Below are 22976 nucleotides of genomic sequence, written 5' to 3' on the forward strand. Positions count from 1 at the left end.
CATTACCCGCGGGCCCGGCACCGGATGGCGCCGGGCCCGCGGGCGTTATCCGGCCGGGACGGGGCTCGGCCGGTCCGCGCTCGTCGCGAACTCGATGGCCGAGGAATACTCGTCCGACACATATCGGAGCTCGTCCGGGATCGACACCATCTGCACCGTGTAATCCCCGACCGCGGTGCGGATACGCACCCGGTCGCGCACGTCGGCGGACTCGATGAGGGCGATGTCGGCGCCGAAGGCCGCCTCGGGCGCGGTACCGGGCGCGCGCACGTGCACGACGGTCGCCTCCGACACCTGCCCGGCGGACGGGACGCCGTCGTAGACGATCATCGTCGCCGCCGCGGTGTGCTGGGCGCCGCCACCGGGATGCGACACCGACAGCGCCTCGGGCCTGCCCACCCGCTCGACCAGGTGCGCCCACCCCTCCGGCCTCGTGCTGTGCACGATCACCCGGGCCCCCAGGGCCATCGCCCGCACGGTCACCTGCTGCACCAGCAGCAGGCCACCGATGATCTCCACATGCCGCACCTCGGGCCCGAACAACGGCACCGCCACACCGAATCCGTCGGCGGTCGCACCGATCACCTGCCCGCATCCGCCGGACGGCACCGTCAGCTGGGACAGGGCCGAGGGCACGCCGTAGACGGCGGCCTCGTGCTGCTCGCCGTTCAGCAGTATTCGCCGCTGCACCCCGGTGAGCGGGTAGAGGCCCAGTCCGGACAACGTCGTTCGTACCTGGTCGTCGACCGGGCCGACCGTATCGTGGCGGACCAGCGCGGTGACCGCGACCCGGCCGTCCGGCACGTTGCGCGCACCGCCACCGTCGGCGGGGCGCACCCGCAGCCGCACCATGGTGGACAGTCCGGGAACCGCCCAGATACCGGCCAGCACATCGGAGTTCAGCCGACCCGGCTGGACGGCGTATCCGGCCAGCTCGAAATCGTTGCAACGCAGCGCATGCCATTGCTCGTGCCACTGTTCCGGGGCGGTGTCGTATCGGATGGCCGATTCCGCGGCGCTCATCTCGGCGGCGGTCAGCACCCGCGCCCGGACCCGATGCCTGGCCAGCCGGTTGGCGACCCGGCGAGTGGCGACCACCGCGGTGCGCACGGTGCCCTCGGATCCGCCGCCGCGATTGCCGATCGCCTCGGCGTTGTCCAGCGGGTCGAAGCGTAGCGCCAGCCACACCGTGCGCACCGCCGTCGCCGGGAGCGGGCCCAGCATCCGCTCATATATCCGGACCGCCTCGTGGCCGCCGCGGGCACGGACCCCGAGCGCGACGACGTCGATGGCGGCCAGGCGAATGTCGAACTGGGACAGGCAGCGGGCCACCTCGTCCAGCGGAACCTCGTCGGGAGTGCGAATCTCCGTCGGGGACAGCAGCGTCGGCGACACCCCTTTCGGCTCGACCTGCAACATGGTGAGCAGAAACCGGCCGTCCCAGCGCATTCCGTAACTGCCGCCGCCATCGGGAATCGGCACGTCGAACGGCTCCTCGCCCGGCGCCGCCGCGATGTGACGTCGCTTACGCCACTGCAATGCCAGGCGCATCAACACAGTTCGCCACATGTTCGTGCCGTGCACACGCACGGTTCCGCATGCTGCCACGAAGACCCCCGCCCCGATCGCGGCCGCGACCGGCCCGTGGAATGCGATCACCAGGGTGCCCACCACCGCCCCAGCGGCGCTCGCGGGCAGTACCACCGAGGGCGGAAACCGCCGGAACAGCCCGGCGTCACCGGATTTCAATGGAGATCGGACCCTTGATGTTTCTTGTTCCGAAACAGTTTGCTGGAGTGTGGCTGCGATGTTGCCCATTCGGCTTGTCTCCCATCAGCATTCACCCCCGTATTACGGTAGCCTCTCACATGCTCGGTAGTTGTGCGCGACCGCCGGAATGGTGGAGGAGTTTTCAGTGCCCGGACAGTTGACCACTCGAGCGCAGGTCAATGGTTACCGATTCCTGTTGCAGCGTTTCGATCATGCGATGGTGCGCCGTGATGTGCGCATGCTGCACGACCCCATGCGCATACAATTTCGTTCTTTCATGACCGGTCTGGTGCTGGCGTTGTTGTTCACCGGCGGCTGCGCGGTGCTCGCATTCATCCATCCACAGGGTCAGGTCGGCGAGGCCAAGATCATCATGGGATCGGACAGCGGCGCGCTGTACGCCATGGTGGGCCAGACCCTGCACCCGGTGCTGAACCTGGCCTCGGCGCGGCTGGTCACCGGCAGCCCCGAGACGCCGACCGCGGTGAAGGACAGCAAGCTGGCCACACTGCCGCGCGGACCGCTGCTCGGTATCGCCGGCGTGCCGGCGGCATTGCCCGGCCCGGCGGATCGCGACCGATCCGACTGGACCCTGTGCGACGACGTGTCCGCCGGATTACGGACCACGGTCCTGTCGGGCCCGCCCCAACTCGGCTCCGCGACCCGCGAGGTGGCCGGCGACGAGGCGCTGCTGGCCTCCAACGGCGCCGCGACCTATCTGCTCTACGACGGCAGGCACGCCCGAATAGATATGGGCGACACCGCGATCGTGGCCGCCCTCGGTCTGCGCGGACTGCGGCCCCGGCCGGTGAGCGACGGCCTGCTGAATGCCGGCGTGGCGACACCGGACCTCACCGCGCCGACGATCCCGGGCGCCGGGTCGCCGGGCCCGGTGCGATGGGCGAATGTCCCTGTCGGCGCGGTGATCCGGGTCGACAACATCAACAGCACAACGCTGTACGTGGTGCTGCGGGACGGGGTGCAGAAACTCACACCGTTCGCCGCGCAGGTCGTGCGCACCGCCGGCTCCATGGGGCAGGCCGACATGATGAAGGTCCCGCCGGACGCCATCGCCGGTGTGCCGGTCGTACACGACCTGCCGGTGGACCAATTTCCGGCGGATCAGCCGCGCATCGTCTCCGCCGACGACCAGCCGGTGGCCTGCGTGTACTGGACACGCGGCCGGCGCGACTCCGCCGCACGGCTGAGTCTGCTCGTGGGCACACAGGCGCCCCTGGCCGCGTCCATGCATCCGGTCACACTGGTCGACGGCGGGCACGAGCAGTACGCCGACGACGCCTACATCCCTCCGTCGACCGGTGAATACGTGCAGATCACCGGCATCGCGCCGGACAGCACGCGACGGGAGGCGCTGTTCTACGTCACCGACACCGGGGTGCGATTCGGCATTCCCGACACCTCCACGGCGGCCGTACTCGGCCTGAGCGACCCGAAACTGGCGCCCTGGCAGATCGTCAGCCAGCTGCCGTCGGGTCCGATGCTGGATCGGCAGTCCGCACTGGTCGCCCATGACACTCTGGGCGCCGCTCCCGGCGGAACACCCCCCGGCGGAGGGCCTCCCATGGCCGGGGGCGGTGATCGGCCGCCGCCTCCATCAAGCTAGCTGTACCGCGAGAGACAAGCACCGACTAGCACGAATGAGCCGATGAGATTCCACGTAGCCGCACTGCCGCACACTCAGACCACCAAGTACTACTCGCCCTGCGCCTACACCCAGAAGGTGCGCAAGTTCTGCGACATGATGATGAGCCTGGGCCACGAGGTTTTCCTCTACGCCTCGGAGGAGAACGAGGCCGCCTGCACCGAGCTGATCACCGTCGCCTCCAAGGCCGATCAACTCGAGTGGTTCGGCGAGAAGACCCTCGCCGACGGCTTCGACTGGTTCAGCTGGAACGGCGCGGAGCGGCACTGGCTGCTCACCAACGCCCGCGTCATCTCCGAGATCGGCAAGCGCAAACAACCCCGCGACATCATCTGCGCCATAGGCGGCGGCGGTCAGCAGATCCTCGGTGAGGCCTTCCCCGATCTGCAGACCGTCGAGTACGGCGTCGGGTACAGCGGCGTATTCGCCAAGTACCGGGTGTTCGAGAGCTACAGCTGGATGCACGCGGTCCACGGGGCGCGCAGCACCGTCGGGAAGATCATGTCCGACCGCGGCCAGTTCTACGACGCGGTGATCCCCAACTACTTCGAGGTCGAGGACTTCCCGTTCTCCGCCGAGAAGGACGACTACTTCCTGTTCATCGGGCGCCTGATCGAGGCCAAGGGCTTCCAGATCGCCGTCGACACCTGTAAACGCCTGGACGCCAAGCTGATCGTCGCCGGCGCCGGGCACCCGCCGGAGTACGGCGAATACGCCGGGATCGTGGACGTGCAACGACGCGGCGAGCTGATGAGCAGGGCCCGGGGCGTGTTCGTGCCGACGCTGTATCTCGAACCGTTCGGCGGCGTCCACGCCGAGGCCATGCTGTGCGGCACACCCGTGATCACCACGGACTGGGGAGCGTTCTGCGAGACCGTGCAGCAGGGCGTGCAGGGATACCGCTGCCGCACGCTGCGCGAGTTCTGCGACGCGGCCCAATCGGTCGACAAGCTCGATTACCAGGGGATTCGCGACTACGCGGTATCCAAGTTCTCCACCGAGGTCATCGCCAAGGAGTACGACTACTACTTCCAGCGCCTGCAGACCCTGTGGGGCGACGGCTTCTACACGATCTAGGCCCGCGGCAATGCAATTCAACGTCACACTGGCGAGCCGGACCCGGACCACCCCGGCCTTCGACGACATGATGATCGTCGTCGGCGCCGCGCTGCGGGATCTCGGCCACAGCACCGTGGACACCGGCGCGCCTGACCCCGATCGCATCGACGTGGTGTTCGGTCATTACATCGAGCCGGGGCGTTTTCCCGACAGGTCGGTCGTCTATCAGCTGGAGCCGGTGTCCGCGCACACCCTGCGGACGGATCATGTGCGGATGGACGTGCTGCGCCGCCATGTCGTCTGGGACTACTCGCGGCACAACGTCGAACAGCTGCGCGCGCGGGGGGTGCCGGCGCATTACGTCCCCTTCGGCTATCACCCGCGGCTGCGGCGCGTCACCCCGGCGCCCGAGCAGGATATCGACGTGTTGTTCTACGGCGGCGGCACCACGCGCCGGATCGCCATCGTCTCCGCGCTGCGCCGGGCGGGTCTGGAGGCGGTTCATGTCAGCGGTGTCTACGGCAGCGCACTGGATCCGATCATCGCCCGCGCCAAGGTGGTGCTGAACCTGCACGCGCACACCGAATATCGGGTGATGGAATCCGTGCGCGTCGGATATCTGCTGAGCAACCGCAAGGCGGTCGTGGCCGAGGTCGGCCCCAGCGACGATGACGACGATCTCGGCGGGGGTGTCACCGCGGTCCGCTATCCCGAGCTGGTGGATGCCTGCGTCGAGCTGGTCCGCGACGACGCGGCCAGGGCAGAACTGGAGACCGCGGGCTTCGAGCTCATCTCCCGCCGGCCCATGACCGGCGTCCTGGCCGGTGTACTGCACACCGCCGCGGCGCTGGACCCTCTGGCCGGCGCCTGGGGCCCGCGTTGAGCATTGGAGGATCTGTGATCGAGCCATCCACCGTCGAGCCGCAACTGTGCCGGGTGTCGGTGATCGGCGGCAACACCCAGGTCGACATGGCGTTGCCCGCGGCGATCCCGGTCGCCAACTTCATTCCGGAAGTGGTGGCGCTCATCGCCTCTCGCAATCCGAATCTGTCCGAGCACGAGGACAGCGACGGCGCACTGCGGGCCGAGCACTGGACCCTGTCGCGGCTGGGTCACGAACCGATCGAGCCGCATCGATCGCTGACCGAGGCCGATGTGTTCGACGGCGAGTTGCTGGTGCTGCGCGAGGTGGAAACCGTCGAGGCGCCCGCCCTTTTCGACGATGTCATCGATGCGGTGGCTCGGCTGACCGAAAGTTCCTTCCGCGGTTGGACTTCCGAGTCCGCGGGGCAGGCCGGGCTGGCCGCGGCAACCACGGGCAGTATCGCCGCGGCACTGCTGCTGCCGGTGGCCAAGGCGCAGGGCTGGGGCCCGCCCGCCGGCGCGGCCGGTCTCGCGGTGGGGCTGCTGGCTCTGCTGGCGGCGGCGCTGACCGCGCGGATCTATACCGACCGGACCACGGCGACCGCACTGTCGGTCTGCGGTCTGGCGCTCAGCGGCGCCGGCGCGGCAGTGCTGGTACCGGGCGGTTTCGGCGCGCCGCATCTGCTGCTGGGCTGCGCGGTCACCCTGCTGCTGGCCGTGGTGACGCTGCGCCTGGTCGGTACGGGCACAACAGTTTTCGCGGCGGTGATCACCACCGCGGCGTTCGGTACCGCGACGGCCGGCACGATCACGCTGTGGCATCTCGCGGCGCCGAAGGTCGGCGTGATCGCGATGATGTGCGCGCTGCTGATCGTCACGTTCACCCCGCGCATCGCGGTGGCGGCCGCCCGGTTGCCGGTGCCACCGGTGCCGACCGCAGGCGGCGTGATCGATCCGCGCGACCACGAGCAACGGCCCACCATCGAGGGCATCGGCGCGATCGGCGCGACCACCATCCCCTCGGCGGCCGGCCTGGACCTGCGCTCACGTCAGGCCAACGAATACCAGTCCGGCATGCTCATCGGCCTCGCGCTGGCCGTGACCGCGGGCGCGCTCGCCGCGGCCGGATCGGCCGAACACCGCTGGCAGGGTGCGGCACTCGCGGCCGCCGCAGGCCTGGTGCTGTGCCGGCGCGGCCGCATCTTCGCCGACCGCATCCAGGCGGCGACGCTGGTCCTGGCCAGCTGCGCAATCCTGATCGGCCTGCCGATACTACTGGGCACAAAGCTGCACGACTGGGCACTACCCGCCGCCGGCACCCTGATAGTCCTCTCGCTCATCGCGGTACTGGTAGGCGTCGTAGCTCCCCGCACGACCGTCTCACCGATAGCCCAACGCTCCGCGGAACTGCTCGAATACCTGTGCATCTGCACCATAGGCCCCCTGGCCTTCTGGTTCCTCGACATCTACTCCCTCGCCCGCAATGGCTGACACCGACGCCCTCGAACCCACCGTCGCACGCCACCTCGACCCTGCCGCAGTACTTTTCGAGGCAGGTCGCGCGCCGAAGACTGCCGCATACCGTCTCGGTGCTGCCGCAGCGGCGTTGACGCTGACCCTCGCATCTGCCGGTGCCGCCCAGGCTATCGCGCCGCCCACGGTGAACCCCGGTGCGCTGATCCTGAACGCCCCGGTCGCACCGCCGGAGCCCACGCAGCAGCATCTGGTGTGCTCGCATCCGATCTGGTCGGGACCGGCGCCGACCGGTGAGCCTGCCGCGCAACAGGAGCTCGGGCTTGATCAGGCTTGGCAATTCAGCCGTGGCGCGGGGCAGTTGGTCGCGGTGATCGATACCGGGGTGAACCGGCATCCACGGTTGAGCGTCGTTCCCGGGGGTGATTACGTGTCCACCTCCGACGGCACCACCGACTGCGACGGGCACGGCACCCTGGTGGCCGGGATCATCGCCGCTCACCCCGCCGCGGACGGCAGCGACCAGTTCTCCGGGGTGGCGCCCGACGCGACCATCCTGTCCATCCGACAGACGAGCCTCGCCTACGAGGCCGCCGACAGTTACGGCGATCAGCGCCCCGGGCAGATGTCGGCCGGCGGCTACGGCAACGTGAGCACCCTCGCCTACGCGGTCGTACACGCGGTCGACCTGCATGCGACCGTGATCAACATCTCCGAGGTGTCGTGCTCCGCGGCAGGTCAGGGTACCGGCGACGCCGCGCTGGGGGCAGCGCTGAAGTACGCCGCCGACCGCAACGTGGTGGTGGTCGCCGCGGCCGGAAACCTGGAGAGCCAGGGGGCGTGCAAGACCCAGAACGGCACCACCGGCTGGAATTCGGTCGACACGGTCGCCACCCCGGCCTGGTACGCCCCGTACGTGCTGTCGGTCGCCTCGGTCGAATCCGATGGCGCGCCATCGGGATTCACGCTCTACGGCCCCTGGGTCGGCGTGGCCGCACCGGGCACCAACCTGATGTCGCTGGACAGCACACCCGGTGGTATCGGCCTGATCAACGGCACCCCGCAGGCCAGCGGCGCGGTCGCACCCGTGGACGGCACCAGTTTCTCCAGCGCGTTCGTCGCCGGCGTGGCCGCACTGGTACGCGCCCGCTATCCCGAACTGTCCGCCGCGCAGGTCATCGACCGCATCGTGCGCACGGCGCACGCGCCCGGCAACGGCCGCGACGACCGCATCGGCGCCGGAATGGTCGATCCGGTGGCCGCGCTCACCGCCGAACTGCCCGCGCGGAGCGACTCGGATCATGATGCGGGACAGGCCATTCCAGCACCGCCACCACCACCTCGGGTGGACCCGTGGCCGCTGCGCATCGGGGTCGGCGGCGCGGCCGCATGCCTGATCCTGCTGGCAATCGTACTGGCGGTGTCGATTCCGTTCCGCCGCGAGCATCAGCGCCCGCTCGAGCTGGAGGAGTAAACCATGACCACACAGGGTTTCGTCCGGCTGGCCCGGATCGCGCCGCCCCGTTCGCCGGGCGGTGAGGTGATCGTCGACGCGCCGCCGGAGATCACCTCACCCATCCCGAGTCCGCTCTGGCAGCGGCTGATGCCGGTGGTGATGCTCGTCGCCATGCTCGGCATGGTGGGCATGATGTTCACCATGGGCGGCAAGGCCATGCTGAGCAACCCGCTGACCCTGATGTTCCCGATGATGATGCTGATGTCGATGGTCGGCATGTTCGCGGGCCGCTCCGGTGGCGGCGGTAAGCGCTCGGCCGAACTCAACGAGGAGCGCAAGGACTACTTCCGCTACCTGGAGCAGCTGCGCAAGGACGTCCGCCACACCGGCCGGTCGCAGCGCGAGGCGCTGACCTGGAGTCATCCGCATCCGCGGGACCTGCACTCGCTCATCGGCACCCGGCGCATGTGGGAACGCCGCCCCAACGATCCCGACTTCGGTCACGTCCGCATCGGCGTCGGCAGCCACCGCATCGCCACCAAGCTCGCCCGGCCCGAAACCGGCCCGCTGGAGGATCTGGAACCGGTCGCGACGGTCGCGCTGCGCCGGTTCGTGCGCACCCATTCGGTGGTGCACCGCCTGCCGACCGCGATATCGCTGCGTGCCTTCCCGGCGATCAATATCGAGGGCCCCCTCGAGTTCGGCCGTGACCTGGCCCGCGCGATGGTCATGGAGCTGGTCACCTTCCACGGCCCCGATCACCTCGGGGTGGCGATCGTCACCTCCGATCCCGACTCGGTGCACTGGGAGTGGGCGAAATGGCTTCCGCACCTGCAACATTCGCGCGACAAGGACGGCATCGGCTCGGCCCGGATGCTGTACGAGTCGCTGTCGGAGCTGGAGGACGCACTGTCGGACGACCTGCTCGAACGCGGCCGGTTCCTGCGCAACACGCCGCCCACCGCAGGCCGCATCCATCTGGTGGTCGTGATCGATGACGGCTACGTCGGCGGTTCCGAGCGCGTCATCAGCGACGCGGGCCTGGATTCGGTGACCGTGCTGGATCTGACCGCGCCGCAAGCAGGTCTGGCCGTGCGCCGCGGCCTGCAACTGGTCGTCGAGGACGGCGTCATCGGCGCGCGCACGGGCGGCACGGTGGAGAAATTCGCCGGTCCCGACCGGGTGAGCCTGTTCGAGAGCGCGACCTTCGCCCGGGGCATGTCGCGCTATCGCACCGCCACCGCCAACCAGATCGTCGACCTGGACGCGGACACCGTCACCGACCCGGGACTGATGTCCCTGTTGAAGATCCCGGACGCCGCGGCCATCACCCCGGACACCGTATGGCGCCCACGCTCGTCCCGCGAGCGACTGCGGGTGCCGATCGGCGTCACACCGGACGGCCAACCGGTGGAGATCGATATCAAGGAGTCCGCCGAGAACGGCATGGGGCCGCACGGATTGTGCATCGGCGCAACGGGTTCGGGTAAATCCGAATTCCTGCGCACCCTCGTGCTGTCGATGGTGACCACACACTCCCCGGACCTACTGAACCTGGTGCTGGTCGACTTCAAGGGCGGCGCAACGTTTCTCGGGCTCGATCCGCTGCCGCACGTCGCGGCGGTCATCACCAACCTCGAGGAAGAACTCTCGATGGTGGACCGCATGCGCGACGCACTGGCCGGCGAGATGAACCGCCGCCAGGAATTGCTGCGGGCGGCAGGCAATTTCGCCAACGTCACCGAGTACGAAAAGGCTCGCGCCAACGGCGCCCAGCTCGATCCGCTGCCCGCACTGTTCGTCATCGTCGACGAATTCACCGAATTGCTCACGCAGAAGCCGGATTTCGCCGAGCTGTTCGTGATGATCGGGCGGCTGGGCCGCTCGCTGCGCGTGCATCTGCTGCTGGCCTCGCAACGCCTGGAAGAGAACCGGCTGCGCGGCCTGGACTCGCACCTGTCCTATCGGATCGGCCTGCGCACCTTCTCGGCCAGCGAATCTCGGCAGGTCCTGGGCATCACCGATGCCTACCATCTGCCGAGCCAGCCCGGCTCGGCCTATCTGAAAAGCGATTCGGCCGACCCGTTGCGCTTCAACGGCAGCTATGTCTCGGGCACGTATGTGCCGCCGATCGCCACCGGGCCACGGGCCGAGGGCGGCCCGGCCGCGGCGGATACGGTGGATCTGTTCACCGCCTCGCCGGTGGCGATGCACGAGCCGCCCGAACCGGTCAAGGTCGAGCTGCCGGATTTGAACGAGTTGCTGGCGGAGCAGCCCGGTGTGGACACGTCCGGCGCCGAACGCAGCGTGCTCCAGGTGGTGGTCGACCGGCTCGTCGGCCACGGCCGCCCCGCGCACGAGGTCTGGCTACCGCCGCTGGACATCTCACCCACCGTGGATATGCTGCTGTCCGAACCGGATTGGCAATCACCCGGAAATCGCCAAGGCGAGTTGCGGATGCCGATCGGCATCGTCGACAAGCCCTACGAGCAGCGGCGCGACCTGCTCGTCATCGATTTGTCCGGCGCGCAGGGCAACATGGTGGTGGTCGGCGGCCCGCAGTCCGGCAAGTCCACCGCACTGCGGTCGGTGATCATGGCCGCGGCCGCCACGCACACCCCCGAGCAGGTGCAGTTCTACTGCGTCGACTTCGGCGGCGGCACGCTCGCCGGACTCGGTGAGCTGCCGCACGTCGGTTCGGCGGCCAGCCGGCTAGAGGGCGATCGAGTACGACGCACCGTCGCCGAACTCGCCACGCTGCTGCGCCGGCGCGAGGCTCGATTCCTGCAGCTGGGCATCGAGAATATGCGCGAATTCCGCAGGCGCAAGGCCGACCTCGCGACCAGGTCCGACTCGGAACGGGCCGCCGATCCGCTGTCCGAGGACCTGTTCGGCGACGTGTTCCTGGTGATCGACGGCTGGGCGGCGTTCCGTGAGGAATTCCCGGGTCCCGAGGCTCAGGTGCTCTCGCTGGCCGCGCGCGGACTGTCCTACGGCATCCACATCATGCTCGCGGCCAACCGCTGGGCGGAGATTCGCCCGGTGGTCAGGGACCAGCTCGGCACCCGCATCGAACTGCGGCTGGGTGATCCGTCGGACTCCGAGATGGACCGTCGCGCGGCGGTCGCCGTCCCGGTCAACCGGCCGGGACGCGGCATGACCCAGGGCAAGCTGCACATGCTGCTGGCCCTGCCCCGGCTGGACTCCGACACCGACCCGGACACGCTGTCCGACGGCGTGACCGCGGCCAAGGCGAAGCTGGCCGAGTTCTACCCCGGGCGCCGGGCGCCGGGCGTGCGCATGCTGCCGTTGGAGATACCCCGCGAGCAGGCACTCGCCGCGGCGACCGAGCTGGAGTTGCGACTGGACGCCAGGCACGTGCTGGTCGGGTTGGGCGAGTCCGAATTGCAGCCGCTGGTACTGGATTTCAACGAGCAGCCGCATCTGCTGGCGTTCGCCGACGTCGGCTGCGGCAAGACCACCCTGCTGCGCAATATCGCGATGGGCATCGTGGAGAACTCGCACCCGGACGAGGCGCGCATCATCATGGTCGACTACCGCCGCACCATGCTCGGCGTGGTCGAGGGCCCCCACCTGGCCGGCTACTCGACCTCCTCGCAAACCTCCATCGGAATGCTCAAGGAGGTCGCCGGCTTCGTCTCCGAGCGCATCCCCGGCGCCGACATCACCCCCGCCCAGCTGCGCGAACGCAGCTGGTGGAGCGGCCCGGAGGTCTACGTGATAGTCGACGACTACGACATGGTCGCCTCCAACAACCCCCTGATCCCCCTGCTCGAACTGATCCCCCAGGCGCGCGACATCGGCCTGCACCTCATCATCGCCCGCCGCTCGGGCGGCATAGCCCGAGCCCTCTACGACAACGTCCTGGGCCCCATGAAAGACATGTCCGTAGACATGCTCCTGATGAGCACCCCCAAGGAGGAAGGCATCCTGCTGGGCGACATCCGCCCCGCCAAATACCCCCCGGGCCGCGGCCTGATGATCTCCCGAACCCGAGACCGCGAACTAATCCAAATCTGCCACCTCCCCCAGGTAGGAGATTGAGCGATCGCCCTCTACACCGCGACGAACCCCAACTGCCGAAGCTGCGCGAAAACATCCACAACTCCCCACACCTCGGCAATCCGCCCCTCGACGAACCGAAAGATGAAGATCTCGTTGTAGGTAACCGAGCGGCCGGTGGGAGCGTGGCCCATGTACTCCCCCAGATTCGTCCCGCTCACCACCTGCCGCGCAACGATCTTGTCCTCGGCCACGATCACATCCTCGGCCGCCACATGAATATCCGGATAGGCCCGCAGCAATATCTGCCACACCCGCTCGAACGCCGCCGCCCCGCTCACATCCAGCGGCAACGAGGTATGCAACACCGCATCCTCCCACACGATCTCACCGATCGTCTTCGAGATCAGCTCCAGATCACCAGCATTGACAACCTCATGCAGCCGCTCGAACGCAACCCTGTTGCGCGCCTGCGATTCCTGATTCACTGGCATATCCGACTCCTGGTTTTCATACCTGTAAGACGAATACGGAACCTGAGGTGTGACACAGTCGATGGACACCCGTGGCCCGCACTCGTCGTGCTCGCGGTCCTGGTCCGCATTGTCAGCCATCGCCCCGCGACAGTCGGGGGCCCGAGGCGAAGTCTGGGTTCAATGGTTCGGTCCGGCCAATAGGTATGGCCTGCCGATCAGCCGGCCCTGCGGCAGACTTCGCCCGGTCGCCCAGCGCTACGGGCGCATCGCGTAGGCGCCGTCATAGGACGCGACCCGGTCCCAGACCCGCTTGAATCGGTCACTGTCGCCGATCGAAGTGCGCAGTGCGGCGATAGCCCAATCCTGTTGTGCCACAGTGGCCGACGGCTTCCCCAGCAGCATCGTGGCGTAGGCGTTGAAGTCGCGAATCTGGAAGTCGAAAATCTGGTCGAGTATGTCGCGGTCCAGACCGGTGATCGCGGCCTGCTCCAGGATCAGCTGACCGTAGACCACCAGGGAGAACAGGTGGCCGATGGTCAGCATGAAGTCGAGATCCTTCTGCTGGGCAGCATCCGGAGCGGCCGTGGTCAGCAGGGTTCGCAACGCTCGTGCCTGCTCGTAGAAGCGAGCCACGCCGGCGACATCGGTGTGCTTGTCGTAGACCACGGTCCAGTCGGCGAACTGCACCTTGCCCGCGCCTCGGGCCGGGCCCTGCCGCCAGAAGAACGAGTCGTCGGCAGCTTCCCGGCGAGTGCCGACCTCCGGGTAGTCCTTCGGGTTGAACAGGTAGTTGGGCATGAACTTCAAGATCTGGCCCACATTGACGTGCACGGTGCCTTCCAACCGAGGCAGCGTGCCGATGTAACGAGCCACCTGAGCGAAGTACGTATCCTTCTCGAAACCCTTGGCGGCCAATACATCCAGCAGCAGCGTGATCACGGTCTCCCCCTCGGAGGTCACCTTGGACTTCGTCATCGGGTTGAACAACAGGTAGCGCCTGTCCTCGAGGCTCGCGGTGCGGAAGTAGTCGATGGACCGGTCGCTGAACAGCTTCATCGCGGTGATGCGGGCATAGGCATCGACGAAATTCGTCCGCACATGCGGGAATTCGGTCACTGGTTTGCCATAGAGAATGCGATTGTCGGCATGCGTGATCGCCTCATAGAACGAGTGCTCGACCATGCCGATACTGCCATGACACAGATTGAACTTGCCCACATTCACCGTGTTCAATGCCGCGGAGAACGCCTCGGCGCCCGTGGAGAGGATCTCGGCGGCAGTCACCGGATAGTCGTGTAGCGCAAAGGTACTGACGTACAGCTGGGCGTGGATAACGTTGTCGATGAGCTCATAGTTGGCGTGGCGGCTGTCGGCGGCGAACCACACGTAGCCGTCCGCGCCCTCGATATCCGCGCGACGCGAGAACACCGACACCATGCTGGCGACATTACCGTTACCGATGTAGTACTTGACGCCGTTGGCGCGGAACAGGATTCCCGCCTCGGCATCGGCGCTGCCCGGCTCAGCCGGGGTCAATACCAGGTCGGTGTTGTAGATATCGGCGCCGTGATCACGCTCGGACAGACCGAACGCCATCACTTGGCCATCGACGAGATCCGCGGCGGCGCGCTGCTTGGCCGCCTCGTTGTCGCTCTGCCAGATCGGACCCAACCCGAGAATGGTGACCTGCTCTGCGTACCAGTACGCGAGGCCGTAGAACCCGAAGATCTCCGACAGCGCGGCATTGCGCGCCGCATCCCAGCGCCGGTTCGGATCGCCTCCGGCATAAGCAGAGGGCGTCAGAAAGGACGCGAACAACCTCTCCTTCTGGACGAAGTCCAGGAAGTCCGAGACCCACACAGCATCCGCATCATCGGCCAGCAGTCTCTGCTTGCCCCGCGACTCGAACCATTCGATGGTGGCCTTCAGCAGCCGCTGCGTCTCGGCGTCGAAGTGCCGCGGATCGTACGTGCGCGGGTTGAACAACAGACCATCGGTGCTCGTCACCAGAACAAACCTACCAGCGAGTAGGCGCCACGATAGCTCAATGCGACATGACCCTGATACGCGAAAGATCGCATAGCAACACATAGCATAGGTTGCTATCATCGCCCTATGACCAAGACGATCACCCAGGCCGAGTTACGCAATGGCAGCGCAGGCGTCATGGACGGACTCGAAGCAGGCGACGACTTTGTCATCACCCGCAACGGCCGACCGGTGGGCGAACTGCGGCCCATCGCTCCGAGACGGAGAAGTATCACAACTACCGAGCTCAAGGCACGGTTGGCCCGCTTCGCCGCTATGCCGAGCGGCGCGCAAGAGCGAGCAGAGATCGACGAGATGTTCGGCGAGGACCGGCTCGATGATTGAGCCGGTATCGAGCGGGCGATTTCCGGCCGGGCTGCTGGATACCTGTGTCCTGATTGATCTCGAGGTGATCGACGACGACGCCCTGCCCATCGAGCCGCGGATCTCCACCGTCACTCTGGCCGAGCTAGGACTGGGTATCGCCCGTGCAAAGACACCGGAGATACTGGCCCTTCGAACGGAGAGAATGCTGGAGCTCGAGCACACCTTCGACCCACTCGCCTTCTGCGCCGCCTCCGCCCGGCGATTCACCTCCCTGGCAAAACTGGTCGTAGCCGCAGGACGAAACCCGAAGCCGCGCAAGGCCGATCTGATGATCGCTGCCATCGCCTCGGTCAACGATCTACCGCTCTACACCCGCAATCCGGACGACTTCAAGGGCACAGAAAACCTACTGACGATGATCTCGGTCTGAGTACTCCCGAGCGAGCTCTTTGCAGGTACAGCGAAGCCCGGCACGGTATGCAATAACCGTGCCGGGCTCGCCGATAATGCTGCTTACCAGCTGGACTTGTGCACGCCCGGCAGCTCGCCGCGGTGCGCCATCTCACGCAGGCACACGCGGCACAGGCCGAACTTGCGGTACACCGCGTGCGGGCGTCCGCAGCGCTGGCAGCGGGTGTAGGCGCGAACAGCGAACTTCGGCTTGGCCGCGGCCTTGATCTTCAGAGCTTTCTTAGCCATATGCTCAGTTCTCCTTGAACGGGAAGCCGAGGTGCTTGAGCAAAGCGCGACCCTCGTCGTTGTTGGTCGCGGTGGTCACCACGGTGATGTCCATACCACGCGGGCGGTCGATCTGGTCCACATCGATCTCGTGGAACATCGACTGCTCGCTCAGGCCGAACGTGTAGTTGCCGTGGCCGTCGAACTGCTTGGGCGACAGACCACGGAAGTCCCGGATACGGGGCAGCGCGATGGACACCAGACGGTCCAGGAACTCCCACATCCGGTCGCCACGCAGGGTGACCTTCGCACCGATCGGCATGCCCTCACGCAGCTTGAACTGCGCGATGGACTTGGTGGCCCGACGGATCTGCGGCTTCTGACCGGTGATCAGCGCCAGATCGGCGACCGCGCCGTTGATCAGCTTGGCGTCGCGGGCGGCGTCACCGACACCCATGTTCACCACGACCTTGACCACACCGGGGATCTGCATCACGTTGGCGAAGTCGAATTCGGAGTTCAGCGCGTCGCGGATCTCGGCGCGGTAGCGCTCCTTGAGCCGCGGCTGGATCTTGTTTTCGGTAGTGGTCATCAGATGTCCTTCCCGTTGCGACGGGAGATGCGCACCCGCTTGCCGCTCTCATCGGTGCGGTAGCCCACGCGGGTCGGCTTGCCGTCGGAGTCGACAACCATCACGTTGGACACGTGGATGGGCGCTTCCTGGGTAACGATGCCGCCGGAGCTGGCGCCGCGCTGGTTCGCGGAGTTCGCGACGTGCTTCTTGATCCGGTTCACGCCCTCGACCAGGACTCGCTCGTCCTGCGGGTAGGCCTGGATGACCTTGCCCTTGGCGCCCTTGTCCTTACCCGAGACGACGATCACGGTGTCGCCCTTGTGCACCTTCATGTCAGAGCACCTCCGGGGCCAGCGAGACGATCTTCATGAAACGCTTGTCGCGCAGCTCACGGCCGACGGGGCCGAAGATACGGGTGCCGCGCGGATCGTTGTCCGGCTTGATCAGCACCGCGGCGTTCTCGTCGAAGCGGATGTACGAGCCATCCGGACGACGGCGCTCCTTGGTGGTGCGCACGACGACGGCCTTGACGACCTCGCCCTTCTTGACGTTGCCACCGGGGATGGCATCCTTCACGGTGGCGACGATGATGTCGCCGATACCGGCATAGCGACGCGACGAACCACCGAGCACGCGGATGCAGAGAATCTCCTTGGCACCCGTGTTGTCGGCGACGCGCAGTCGCGACTCCTGCTGAATCACTTCAGCTCCTCCTAGACCTGGACGTAATGCACGCCGGATTGCCGACCCGACGGGCATGGTCAGTTGCTCCCCAACACACGCCTGCCAGCGGTTATACGATCGAAGTGATCAACCACTGTGGGTTCGCGGCCGGAGTGCGGGCACAGATGTCCCGCCAGCAACCGGTCCAGTGTAGCCAAGGCCCAGGTCGGGCCCAAATCAGGGGGCTCGCTCCGACACACCGACCGGTTCGCCGTCCTTCGGCGGACGGTATCGCGGCGTCTCGATGCCTGGTCCACGGCTCGACGATCGCGCACCGACGACCGGGAGCCAGTGCATACGGTGCGATAAGTCCGGGCGTTCTCATCCACGGTCCAGTAGCCTCGTCCGGCAAGGGGCTGATCGAGTTCGCCGCAGCCGCGCACAGTAGTCGGTCGGGGAGAGGACTTTCGTGAATTCGCCGCGCCATCGGATAGACCTGAATCGCCGTTCGTTCCTGTACACCCTGGCCGCGATACCCGCGGTCGCCGCGCTGGTCTCCTGCACCGACAGCGACCCCAAGGCGCCGACCGGCCCCGACCTGTCCGGCGTCGATCCGGCGATCCGCCCGCAGGACGACCTGTTCCGGCACGTCAACGGCACGTGGTTGCGGGAGTATCAACTGCCGCCGGACAAGACCAGCTTCGGCACCTTCGCCGAGGTGTCCGATCGGGTCGAGGGGCAGTTGAAGGACGTCGTCGACGGCCTCGGGGATCCGCAGGGCGGCACCGAGGCGCAGCAGATCCGCGACCTGTACGACGCGCGGATGGACGTAGCCACGCTGAACAAGCTCGGCATCACCCCCCTGTCCGGCCCGTTCGCCCGGATCGACGGCGCCGCGGCGAAACCCGATCTGGCGAAGGTGATGGGCGCGCTGCCGTTGGGCGGACTCGTCGCGCTGGGCGTCACCGTCGACCGCAAGAATTCCAACGCCTACCTGCCCGAGATCAGCCAGTCCGGCCTCGGCATGGATTCCCAGTACTACAGCAAACCCGAGTTCGCACAGTATCTTTCGGCCTATTCGGACCTGCTGCGACAGTTGGCCGCCGGCGCCGGATTCCCCGATCCGAACGGTTCGGCGCAGCGCGTGCTGGATCTGGAGAAGCGGATCGCCGCCGGATTCTGGGACAACGTCAGGCTGCGCGACGCGGACGCGACGTACAACCTGAAATCCTGGGACGAGGTCAAGGCCCTGGCACCCCAATTCGATTGGGAACCTTGGCTTTCCGGCTGCACCGACCGGCCCGCGAGCCTGTTCGGCAAGGTCGTGGTGGGAGAGCCGTCATTCGTCACCGCCGCCGGCGGTATCTGGGCCGACACCGATATCGAGACCTGGCGCGACTATCTCAAACTCGGCTTGCTGCGCATGTACGCCAAGTACATGACCGATCAGCTCTCCGACGCGAACTTCGCCTATCTGAAGGCGACCAGCGGCGTGCAGCAGCGCCCCGAGCTGTGGAAGTCCGCGATCGGCGTCGTGGACGGCAACCTCGGCATGCAACTCGGAAAGCTGTACGTGGACAAGTACTTTCCGTCCGACGCCAAGGACAGGGCCAAGCAGCTGGTGAACAATCTGCTGGCCGCGTATCGCGACAACTTCCACAATTCCAGCTGGATGTCGCCGCCCACCCGGGCCGCGGCCATCGCCAAACTGAACAAGATCACGGTCAAGATCGGCTACCCGGACAAGTGGCGGGACTACTCGAAACTGACGATCACCCGCGGCAAGCTCGTCGAATCCCTGCTTGCCGTAGCGGCTTTCGACTCCGCGTACGAGATGAGCAAGCTCGGCACCCCGGTCGACAAGACCGAATGGGGTATGACGCCGCAGACCGTCAACGCCTACTACGACGAGACCTCCAACTCGATCAACTTCCCCGCCGCGATCCTGCAGGCCCCCTTCTTCGACGCCGGCGCCGAGGCCGCGGTCAACTACGGCGCGATCGGCGCGGTCATCGGCCACGAGATCGGCCACGGCTTCGACGATCAGGGCTCCAAATACGACGGCGACGGCAACCGCCGCGACTGGTGGACCCCGCGCGACCGCGCCGCCTTCGACGCCAAGACCGAACAGCTCATCGCCCAGTACAACGCCCTGGTCCCCGCGGGCCTGCCGCCGACCGAGCACGTCAACGGCGAACTCACGGTCGGCGAGAACCTCGCCGACCTGCGCGGCCTGATGATCTCCCTGGCCGCCTTCCGCATCGACCAGAAATCCGACACCCCGAACTACACCGACATGTTCTGGGCCTGGGGCCGCAACTGGCGGGTCAAGCAGACCACCCAGGCCGCCGAACAGCAGATCGCCACCGACCCGCACTCCCCCGGCGAATTCCGCTGCAACCAGGTGGTCCGGAATCTCCCGGAGTTCTATTCGACGTTCGGGGTGAAGGAGGGCGACAAGCTGTTCCTGGCCCAGGATCAGCGGGTGAGCCTGTAGTGACGGCGGACAATGACGCCCATGCCGGTGGATGCGGCCGAGCACGGCCTGGAGGTCATGCGGCTCGTCCGAGTAGAACGATTCGGCGAGGTCCACGACCTGTTCGCGCCTCAGCTGCGCGATGCGCTGACGGCCGAACAACTCCGGGACACATGGACGGATGCTCTTGCTCGGACTGGACCGATCACCGAAATCGGTGATCCCATCACGGAGCCGGGCAGGTCGCAGCTGACCTTGGTAAAGATTCCTGTGAAATGCGCGAACGAGGGTTTCGCGCTTGTCCTGGGAGTTGACGATACGGGTTGGCTGTGGAGCTGGCGCCTGCGAGCGCTCGGGGAGGCTCAACCGTGGATACCGCCGGATTATGCCGATCCCACATCATTCACCGAGAGTAACGTCACCGTAGGCAGCGGCGTCCTGGCCGTACCAGGGATTCTGAGTATGCCGGCGACGCCGGGTCGGCGGCCCGCCGTGGTGCAATTACCTGGGTCCGGACCGATGGATCGCGACAGCACACTGCCACAGACTTCGAACAAACCACTCAAGGATGTGGCATGGGGAATTGCCAGCAAAGGAATCGCGGTGCTGCGATTCGACAAAGTCACTTTTACCCACCCTGACAAACTGGACATCGAACGTGACGCCACCTTGACCGTCGAGTACATCGATCACGCCATCGCCGCGATCCGGATGCTTCGTGAGCATCCCTCTATCGACCCGGCACGGATATTTCTGCTCGGCCACAGCGAAGGCGGAACGGTCGCCCCACGCATCGCGGCCGCGGAGCCCGTCCTAGCTGGGCTCATCATCCTGGCCGGGGCGACCGCGCCGCTCCACCACACCATGGTTCGCCAGTATCGATACCTCATCGGACTGCAGCCCGACATCGACGTCGATACCCACCCTGCTGTCCAGGAGATAATCAGGCAGGCCGCGCTGATCGACAGCCCGGAATTGTCGGTCTCGACGCCCACCAGCGACCTCCCAGATCATCTCCCGGCCTATCGCTGGATAGAGATGCGCGACAACCCCCCGACCACAACGGCGGCCCAACTCGACATACCGATGCTGATTCTGCAGGGCAGGCGCGACTATCAGGTCACTGTGGATGACGATCTGGTCGGCTGGCAGAACGACCTCGGTGGCCGTGACGACGTCACCATCCGTATCTACGAGGCCGATAATCACCAGTTCTTCAGCGGATCCGGCCCGTCCACGCCCATGGAATACATACCGGCCCAACACGTCGATCCGGCCGTCGTCGCTGATATCGCGGATTGGGTCCACTCCCATTGAGCGGCGCCTATACCGCCGCAGGCATTGGCTCCAGATTCCACGCCCCGCCCTCGCCGCCGAGTTCCAGTCGCTGTGTGTGGAATTGGTCGACGGTGCTGCGGTGGGCGACGCTGACCAGCATGGTGTCCGGGGCCTCGGTGCGGATGAGGGTGTAGACGGCGTGCTCGAGGCCCTCGTCCATCGCCGAGGTGGCCTCGTCGAGGAACACCAGTTGCGGGCGCATCAGCAGGATCCGGGCGAAGGCCAGGCGCTGTTGTTCGCCCGGGGACAGGATCTTGGCCCAGTCGGCCGCCTCGTCCAAGCGGTCGGCCAGGTGGCCCAGGCTCACCTTGGTCAGGGCGTCGCGCAGGGGCTCGTCGGGGATGTCGCCCGATTCGGCCGGATAACTGACCGCGGTCCGCAGGTCGCCGAGGGGCAGGTAGGGCAGCTGTGACAGGAACAGCGTGCCGTTCGCGCCCGGTCGGCGGATCGTTCCCGATCCGTACGGCCACATTTCGGCGAGCGTGCGCAACAACGTCGTCTTGCCGCTGCCCGAGGCGCCCTTGACCACGAGCGCGTCGCCGGGGACCAGGTGCAGGTTCAGCGCCTCGATCAGCGGAGCGCCGTCGGGAAGGCGCACGTCGATATTCTCGAGTTCGAGGCTGCCGTCCAGATCGGCCTCGGCGATCCTGGGCAGTTCGCGAGATTGGATATCGGCCGTTTCCATGCCGTCCAAACGCAGAAGGGCGGCACGGTACTGGGTGAAGACGTCGTAGTTGTTCCGAAAGAACGACAGTGAATCGTGCACGTTGCCGAAAGCCGACGCGGACTGCTGAATATCGCCGATCGTGATGGCGCCCGTGAAAAAGCGCGGCATTTGCAGCAGGATCGGGAAAACCACCGAGATCTGCGAAATCACGAGGTTCCATGCCTGGAATCCGGTCTCCTGGTACACGATTCGCCACTGGGCCACGATCGCGTCGGCGAAGCGCCTCGCCAGACCCCGATGTTCGACCTGCTCACCGCGATAGAACGCGATGCTCTCGGCGTTCTCGCGCACCCGCACCAGCGCGTATCGGAAGGTCGCCATCGCGGCCTGATAGCGGAAGTTGTAGCGGATCAGCGGACGACCGACCCAGAACGCCACCACCGAGGCCAGCAGCACGAAGATGATCACGATGAACACCATGGCCCGCGGGATGTGCGTGCCGGCGATCGTCATCGGTCCCGACAGATCCCACAGAATTGCGGTGAAGACCACGACCGAGACCAGATTGCTCACCGCTTGGAAAATCAGCGAGTGACTCTGCTGGACGACCGTCGTGATGTCTTCCTGCACACGCTGATCCGGGTTGTCGATGGTGGAGTCGATGAAGCGGTTGCGATAGTGCGCCCGGCCGTCGAGCCAATCGGCGGTGATCCGATCGGTCAGCCAGACACGCCATTCGATCTCGAACGCCTGCCCGATGAAATACTCGATCATCGTACGAATGACGTGGACCGTCGCCAGGATGCAGAAAACCTGCACCGAATACCAGAACACATGCTCATAGCTGTGCAGCGCACCGGTCTTCCCCGAGACCACGGCCTGCCCGGCGTACTGCATCGCGGTGTACATGTCGTTGGACTGATAGGTGAACAGTGCGGTCATCCGCACCCCCCACACCGCGAGGATCAGCAACGCGACAACGTATCCGAGCGGCCGCCAAGCACCCCGACCGGTGAAATACGCCCCGTTCAGCCGCCAGAACTGCCGCCCCCACTTGGTCGTGACCACCAGCGCCACACCCACGACCACGAACAGCACCGCGGTAATCCCGGAAGCGAGGAGCAGCCACTTGGCCGACTCCAGTAACTCGTTCCCCCAGTCTCTAGAGAGTTTCAACTACTTCCCATCACATAACCGAAACCACGCGGGCCACCGGAGCCGAACTGACAGGCCAGTTCTACCGTGTCAACCCAGGTCCGGCAGCATAACCTGAGACCGTTTCACCCGAATGACCCAATTTGCCCCCAGAACGCCCAGGTCACGCCCCGAGCTGCCAGCCAATTCACAGGAACTTCACACGCAGCTTCTTTCCAGCTGCAATGGTGCCAATCGGCAATAAATCCCGAATAGCCGACCACACCCCTCGCGCGCCCCCGTGCCC

The 22976-nt window shown here is 66.3% G+C and carries 18 protein-coding genes; 10 read left to right on the forward strand and 8 right to left on the reverse strand.

Going from position 1 to position 22976, the window contains the following annotated elements; translation table 11 throughout:
* Positions 1-45 precede the first annotated feature (45 nt).
* Positions 46-1749, reverse strand: a complete 1704-nt coding sequence (eccE, locus tag JZ791_RS23890) for a type VII secretion protein EccE (protein ID WP_216897442.1) — start codon at positions 1747-1749, stop codon at positions 46-48.
* A 166-nt stretch (positions 1750-1915) separates the two neighbouring features.
* Between eccE and eccB the strand changes: the two genes are divergently transcribed.
* Genes eccB through eccCa form a run of 6 tightly spaced genes read left to right on the forward strand, consistent with a single transcriptional unit; the run spans position 1916 to position 12350 of the window.
* A complete protein-coding gene (eccB, locus tag JZ791_RS23895; protein ID WP_216897443.1) occupies positions 1916-3394 on the forward strand; it encodes a type VII secretion protein EccB in 1479 nt (492 codons plus the stop codon).
* Positions 3395-3436: 42 nt separating this feature from the next.
* The gene (locus JZ791_RS23900) at positions 3437-4510 is read left to right on the forward strand and encodes a glycosyltransferase (protein ID WP_216897444.1); all 1074 of its coding nucleotides are present in this window, start codon (positions 3437-3439) and stop codon (positions 4508-4510) included.
* Positions 4511-4520: 10 nt separating this feature from the next.
* Entirely contained in the window at positions 4521-5375 is an 855-nt protein-coding gene (locus JZ791_RS23905; protein WP_216897445.1) for a CgeB family protein, read from the forward strand.
* 14 nt (positions 5376-5389) lie between these two features.
* The gene (gene eccD / locus JZ791_RS23910; RefSeq protein ID WP_308163058.1) at positions 5390-6847 is read left to right on the forward strand and encodes a type VII secretion integral membrane protein EccD; all 1458 of its coding nucleotides are present in this window, start codon (positions 5390-5392) and stop codon (positions 6845-6847) included.
* Entirely contained in the window at positions 6840-8303 is a 1464-nt protein-coding gene (gene mycP, locus JZ791_RS23915; protein WP_216897446.1) for a type VII secretion-associated serine protease mycosin, read from the forward strand. Before eccD ends, mycP begins: the two co-directional genes overlap by 8 nt.
* 3 nt (positions 8304-8306) lie before the next feature.
* Entirely contained in the window at positions 8307-12350 is a 4044-nt protein-coding gene (eccCa, locus tag JZ791_RS23920; RefSeq protein ID WP_216897447.1) for a type VII secretion protein EccCa, read from the forward strand.
* Positions 12351-12361: 11 nt separating this feature from the next.
* Here eccCa and JZ791_RS23925 read toward each other — a convergent pair whose 3' ends face one another.
* Entirely contained in the window at positions 12362-12802 is a 441-nt protein-coding gene (locus JZ791_RS23925) for an ester cyclase (protein ID WP_216897448.1), read from the reverse strand.
* 237 nt (positions 12803-13039) lie between these two features.
* Entirely contained in the window at positions 13040-14791 is a 1752-nt protein-coding gene (locus tag JZ791_RS23930) for an acyl-CoA dehydrogenase family protein (protein WP_216897449.1), read from the reverse strand.
* 108 nt (positions 14792-14899) lie between these two features.
* Between JZ791_RS23930 and JZ791_RS23935 the strand changes: the two genes are divergently transcribed.
* Both JZ791_RS23935 and JZ791_RS23940 read left to right on the forward strand, forming a co-directional pair.
* Entirely contained in the window at positions 14900-15157 is a 258-nt protein-coding gene (locus tag JZ791_RS23935; RefSeq protein WP_216897450.1) for a type II toxin-antitoxin system Phd/YefM family antitoxin, read from the forward strand.
* Positions 15150-15569, forward strand: coding sequence for a type II toxin-antitoxin system VapC family toxin (locus tag JZ791_RS23940; RefSeq protein WP_216897451.1), 420 nt, complete (start codon positions 15150-15152; stop codon positions 15567-15569). The genes JZ791_RS23935 and JZ791_RS23940 overlap by 8 nt, the downstream gene beginning before the upstream one ends.
* Before the next feature lie 83 nt (positions 15570-15652).
* Here the strand turns inward: JZ791_RS23940 and JZ791_RS23945 are convergent, their stop codons facing one another.
* The 4 genes from JZ791_RS23945 to rplN are packed head-to-tail and all read right to left on the reverse strand — an operon-like array spanning position 15653 to position 17093.
* A complete protein-coding gene (locus JZ791_RS23945; RefSeq protein ID WP_153414929.1) occupies positions 15653-15838 on the reverse strand; it encodes a type Z 30S ribosomal protein S14 in 186 nt (61 codons plus the stop codon).
* 4 nt (positions 15839-15842) lie between these two features.
* The gene (gene rplE, locus JZ791_RS23950) at positions 15843-16409 is read right to left on the reverse strand and encodes a 50S ribosomal protein L5 (RefSeq protein WP_216897452.1); all 567 of its coding nucleotides are present in this window, start codon (positions 16407-16409) and stop codon (positions 15843-15845) included.
* Positions 16409-16723 carry a 50S ribosomal protein L24 gene (gene rplX, locus JZ791_RS23955; RefSeq protein WP_216897453.1) on the reverse strand — a complete coding sequence of 105 codons (315 nt, stop codon included), beginning with the start codon at positions 16721-16723 and terminating at the stop codon, positions 16409-16411. The genes rplE and rplX overlap by 1 nt, the downstream gene beginning before the upstream one ends.
* Position 16724: 1 nt before the next feature.
* Complete coding sequence (gene rplN / locus JZ791_RS23960; RefSeq protein ID WP_216897454.1) at positions 16725-17093, reverse strand: 50S ribosomal protein L14; 369 nt, start codon at positions 17091-17093, stop codon at positions 16725-16727.
* Between the two features lie 430 nt (positions 17094-17523).
* Here rplN and JZ791_RS23965 point away from each other — a divergent pair, with 430 nt between their 5' ends.
* Together JZ791_RS23965 and JZ791_RS23970 are read left to right on the forward strand one after the other, a co-directional pair.
* Complete coding sequence (locus JZ791_RS23965; RefSeq protein ID WP_308163059.1) at positions 17524-19551, forward strand: M13 family metallopeptidase; 2028 nt, start codon at positions 17524-17526, stop codon at positions 19549-19551.
* Between the two features lie 21 nt (positions 19552-19572).
* Positions 19573-20847 (forward strand): alpha/beta hydrolase, encoded by a 1275-nt coding sequence (locus JZ791_RS23970; protein WP_216897455.1) that lies wholly within the window; start codon positions 19573-19575, stop codon positions 20845-20847.
* A gap of 7 nt (positions 20848-20854) precedes the next feature.
* Here JZ791_RS23970 and JZ791_RS23975 read toward each other — a convergent pair whose 3' ends face one another.
* Positions 20855-22711 carry an ABC transporter ATP-binding protein/permease gene (locus JZ791_RS23975; protein ID WP_216897456.1) on the reverse strand — a complete coding sequence of 619 codons (1857 nt, stop codon included), beginning with the start codon at positions 22709-22711 and terminating at the stop codon, positions 20855-20857.
* Positions 22712-22976 lie beyond the last annotated feature (265 nt).

Source organism: Nocardia alni (genome assembly GCF_019038435.1).
Classification (GTDB): domain Bacteria; phylum Actinomycetota; class Actinomycetes; order Mycobacteriales; family Mycobacteriaceae; genus Nocardia; species Nocardia alni.

Coding starts and splice junctions, on each gene's coding strand:
- rplX (WP_216897453.1), bottom strand. CDS start 16,723: ATGAAGGTGCACAAGGGCGACACCGTGATCGTCGTCTCGGGTAAGGAC.
- mycP (WP_216897446.1), top strand. CDS start 6,840: ATGGCTGACACCGACGCCCTCGAACCCACCGTCGCACGCCACCTCGAC.
- eccCa (WP_216897447.1), top strand. CDS start 8,307: ATGACCACACAGGGTTTCGTCCGGCTGGCCCGGATCGCGCCGCCCCGT.
- rplE (WP_216897452.1), bottom strand. CDS start 16,409: ATGACCACTACCGAAAACAAGATCCAGCCGCGGCTCAAGGAGCGCTAC.
- JZ791_RS23905 (WP_216897445.1), top strand. CDS start 4,521: ATGCAATTCAACGTCACACTGGCGAGCCGGACCCGGACCACCCCGGCC.
- JZ791_RS23935 (WP_216897450.1), top strand. CDS start 14,900: ATGACCAAGACGATCACCCAGGCCGAGTTACGCAATGGCAGCGCAGGC.
- JZ791_RS23970 (WP_216897455.1), top strand. CDS start 19,573: ATGCCGGTGGATGCGGCCGAGCACGGCCTGGAGGTCATGCGGCTCGTC.
- JZ791_RS23925 (WP_216897448.1), bottom strand. CDS start 12,802: ATGCCAGTGAATCAGGAATCGCAGGCGCGCAACAGGGTTGCGTTCGAG.
- JZ791_RS23945 (WP_153414929.1), bottom strand. CDS start 15,838: ATGGCTAAGAAAGCTCTGAAGATCAAGGCCGCGGCCAAGCCGAAGTTC.
- JZ791_RS23940 (WP_216897451.1), top strand. CDS start 15,150: ATGATTGAGCCGGTATCGAGCGGGCGATTTCCGGCCGGGCTGCTGGAT.
- JZ791_RS23900 (WP_216897444.1), top strand. CDS start 3,437: ATGAGATTCCACGTAGCCGCACTGCCGCACACTCAGACCACCAAGTAC.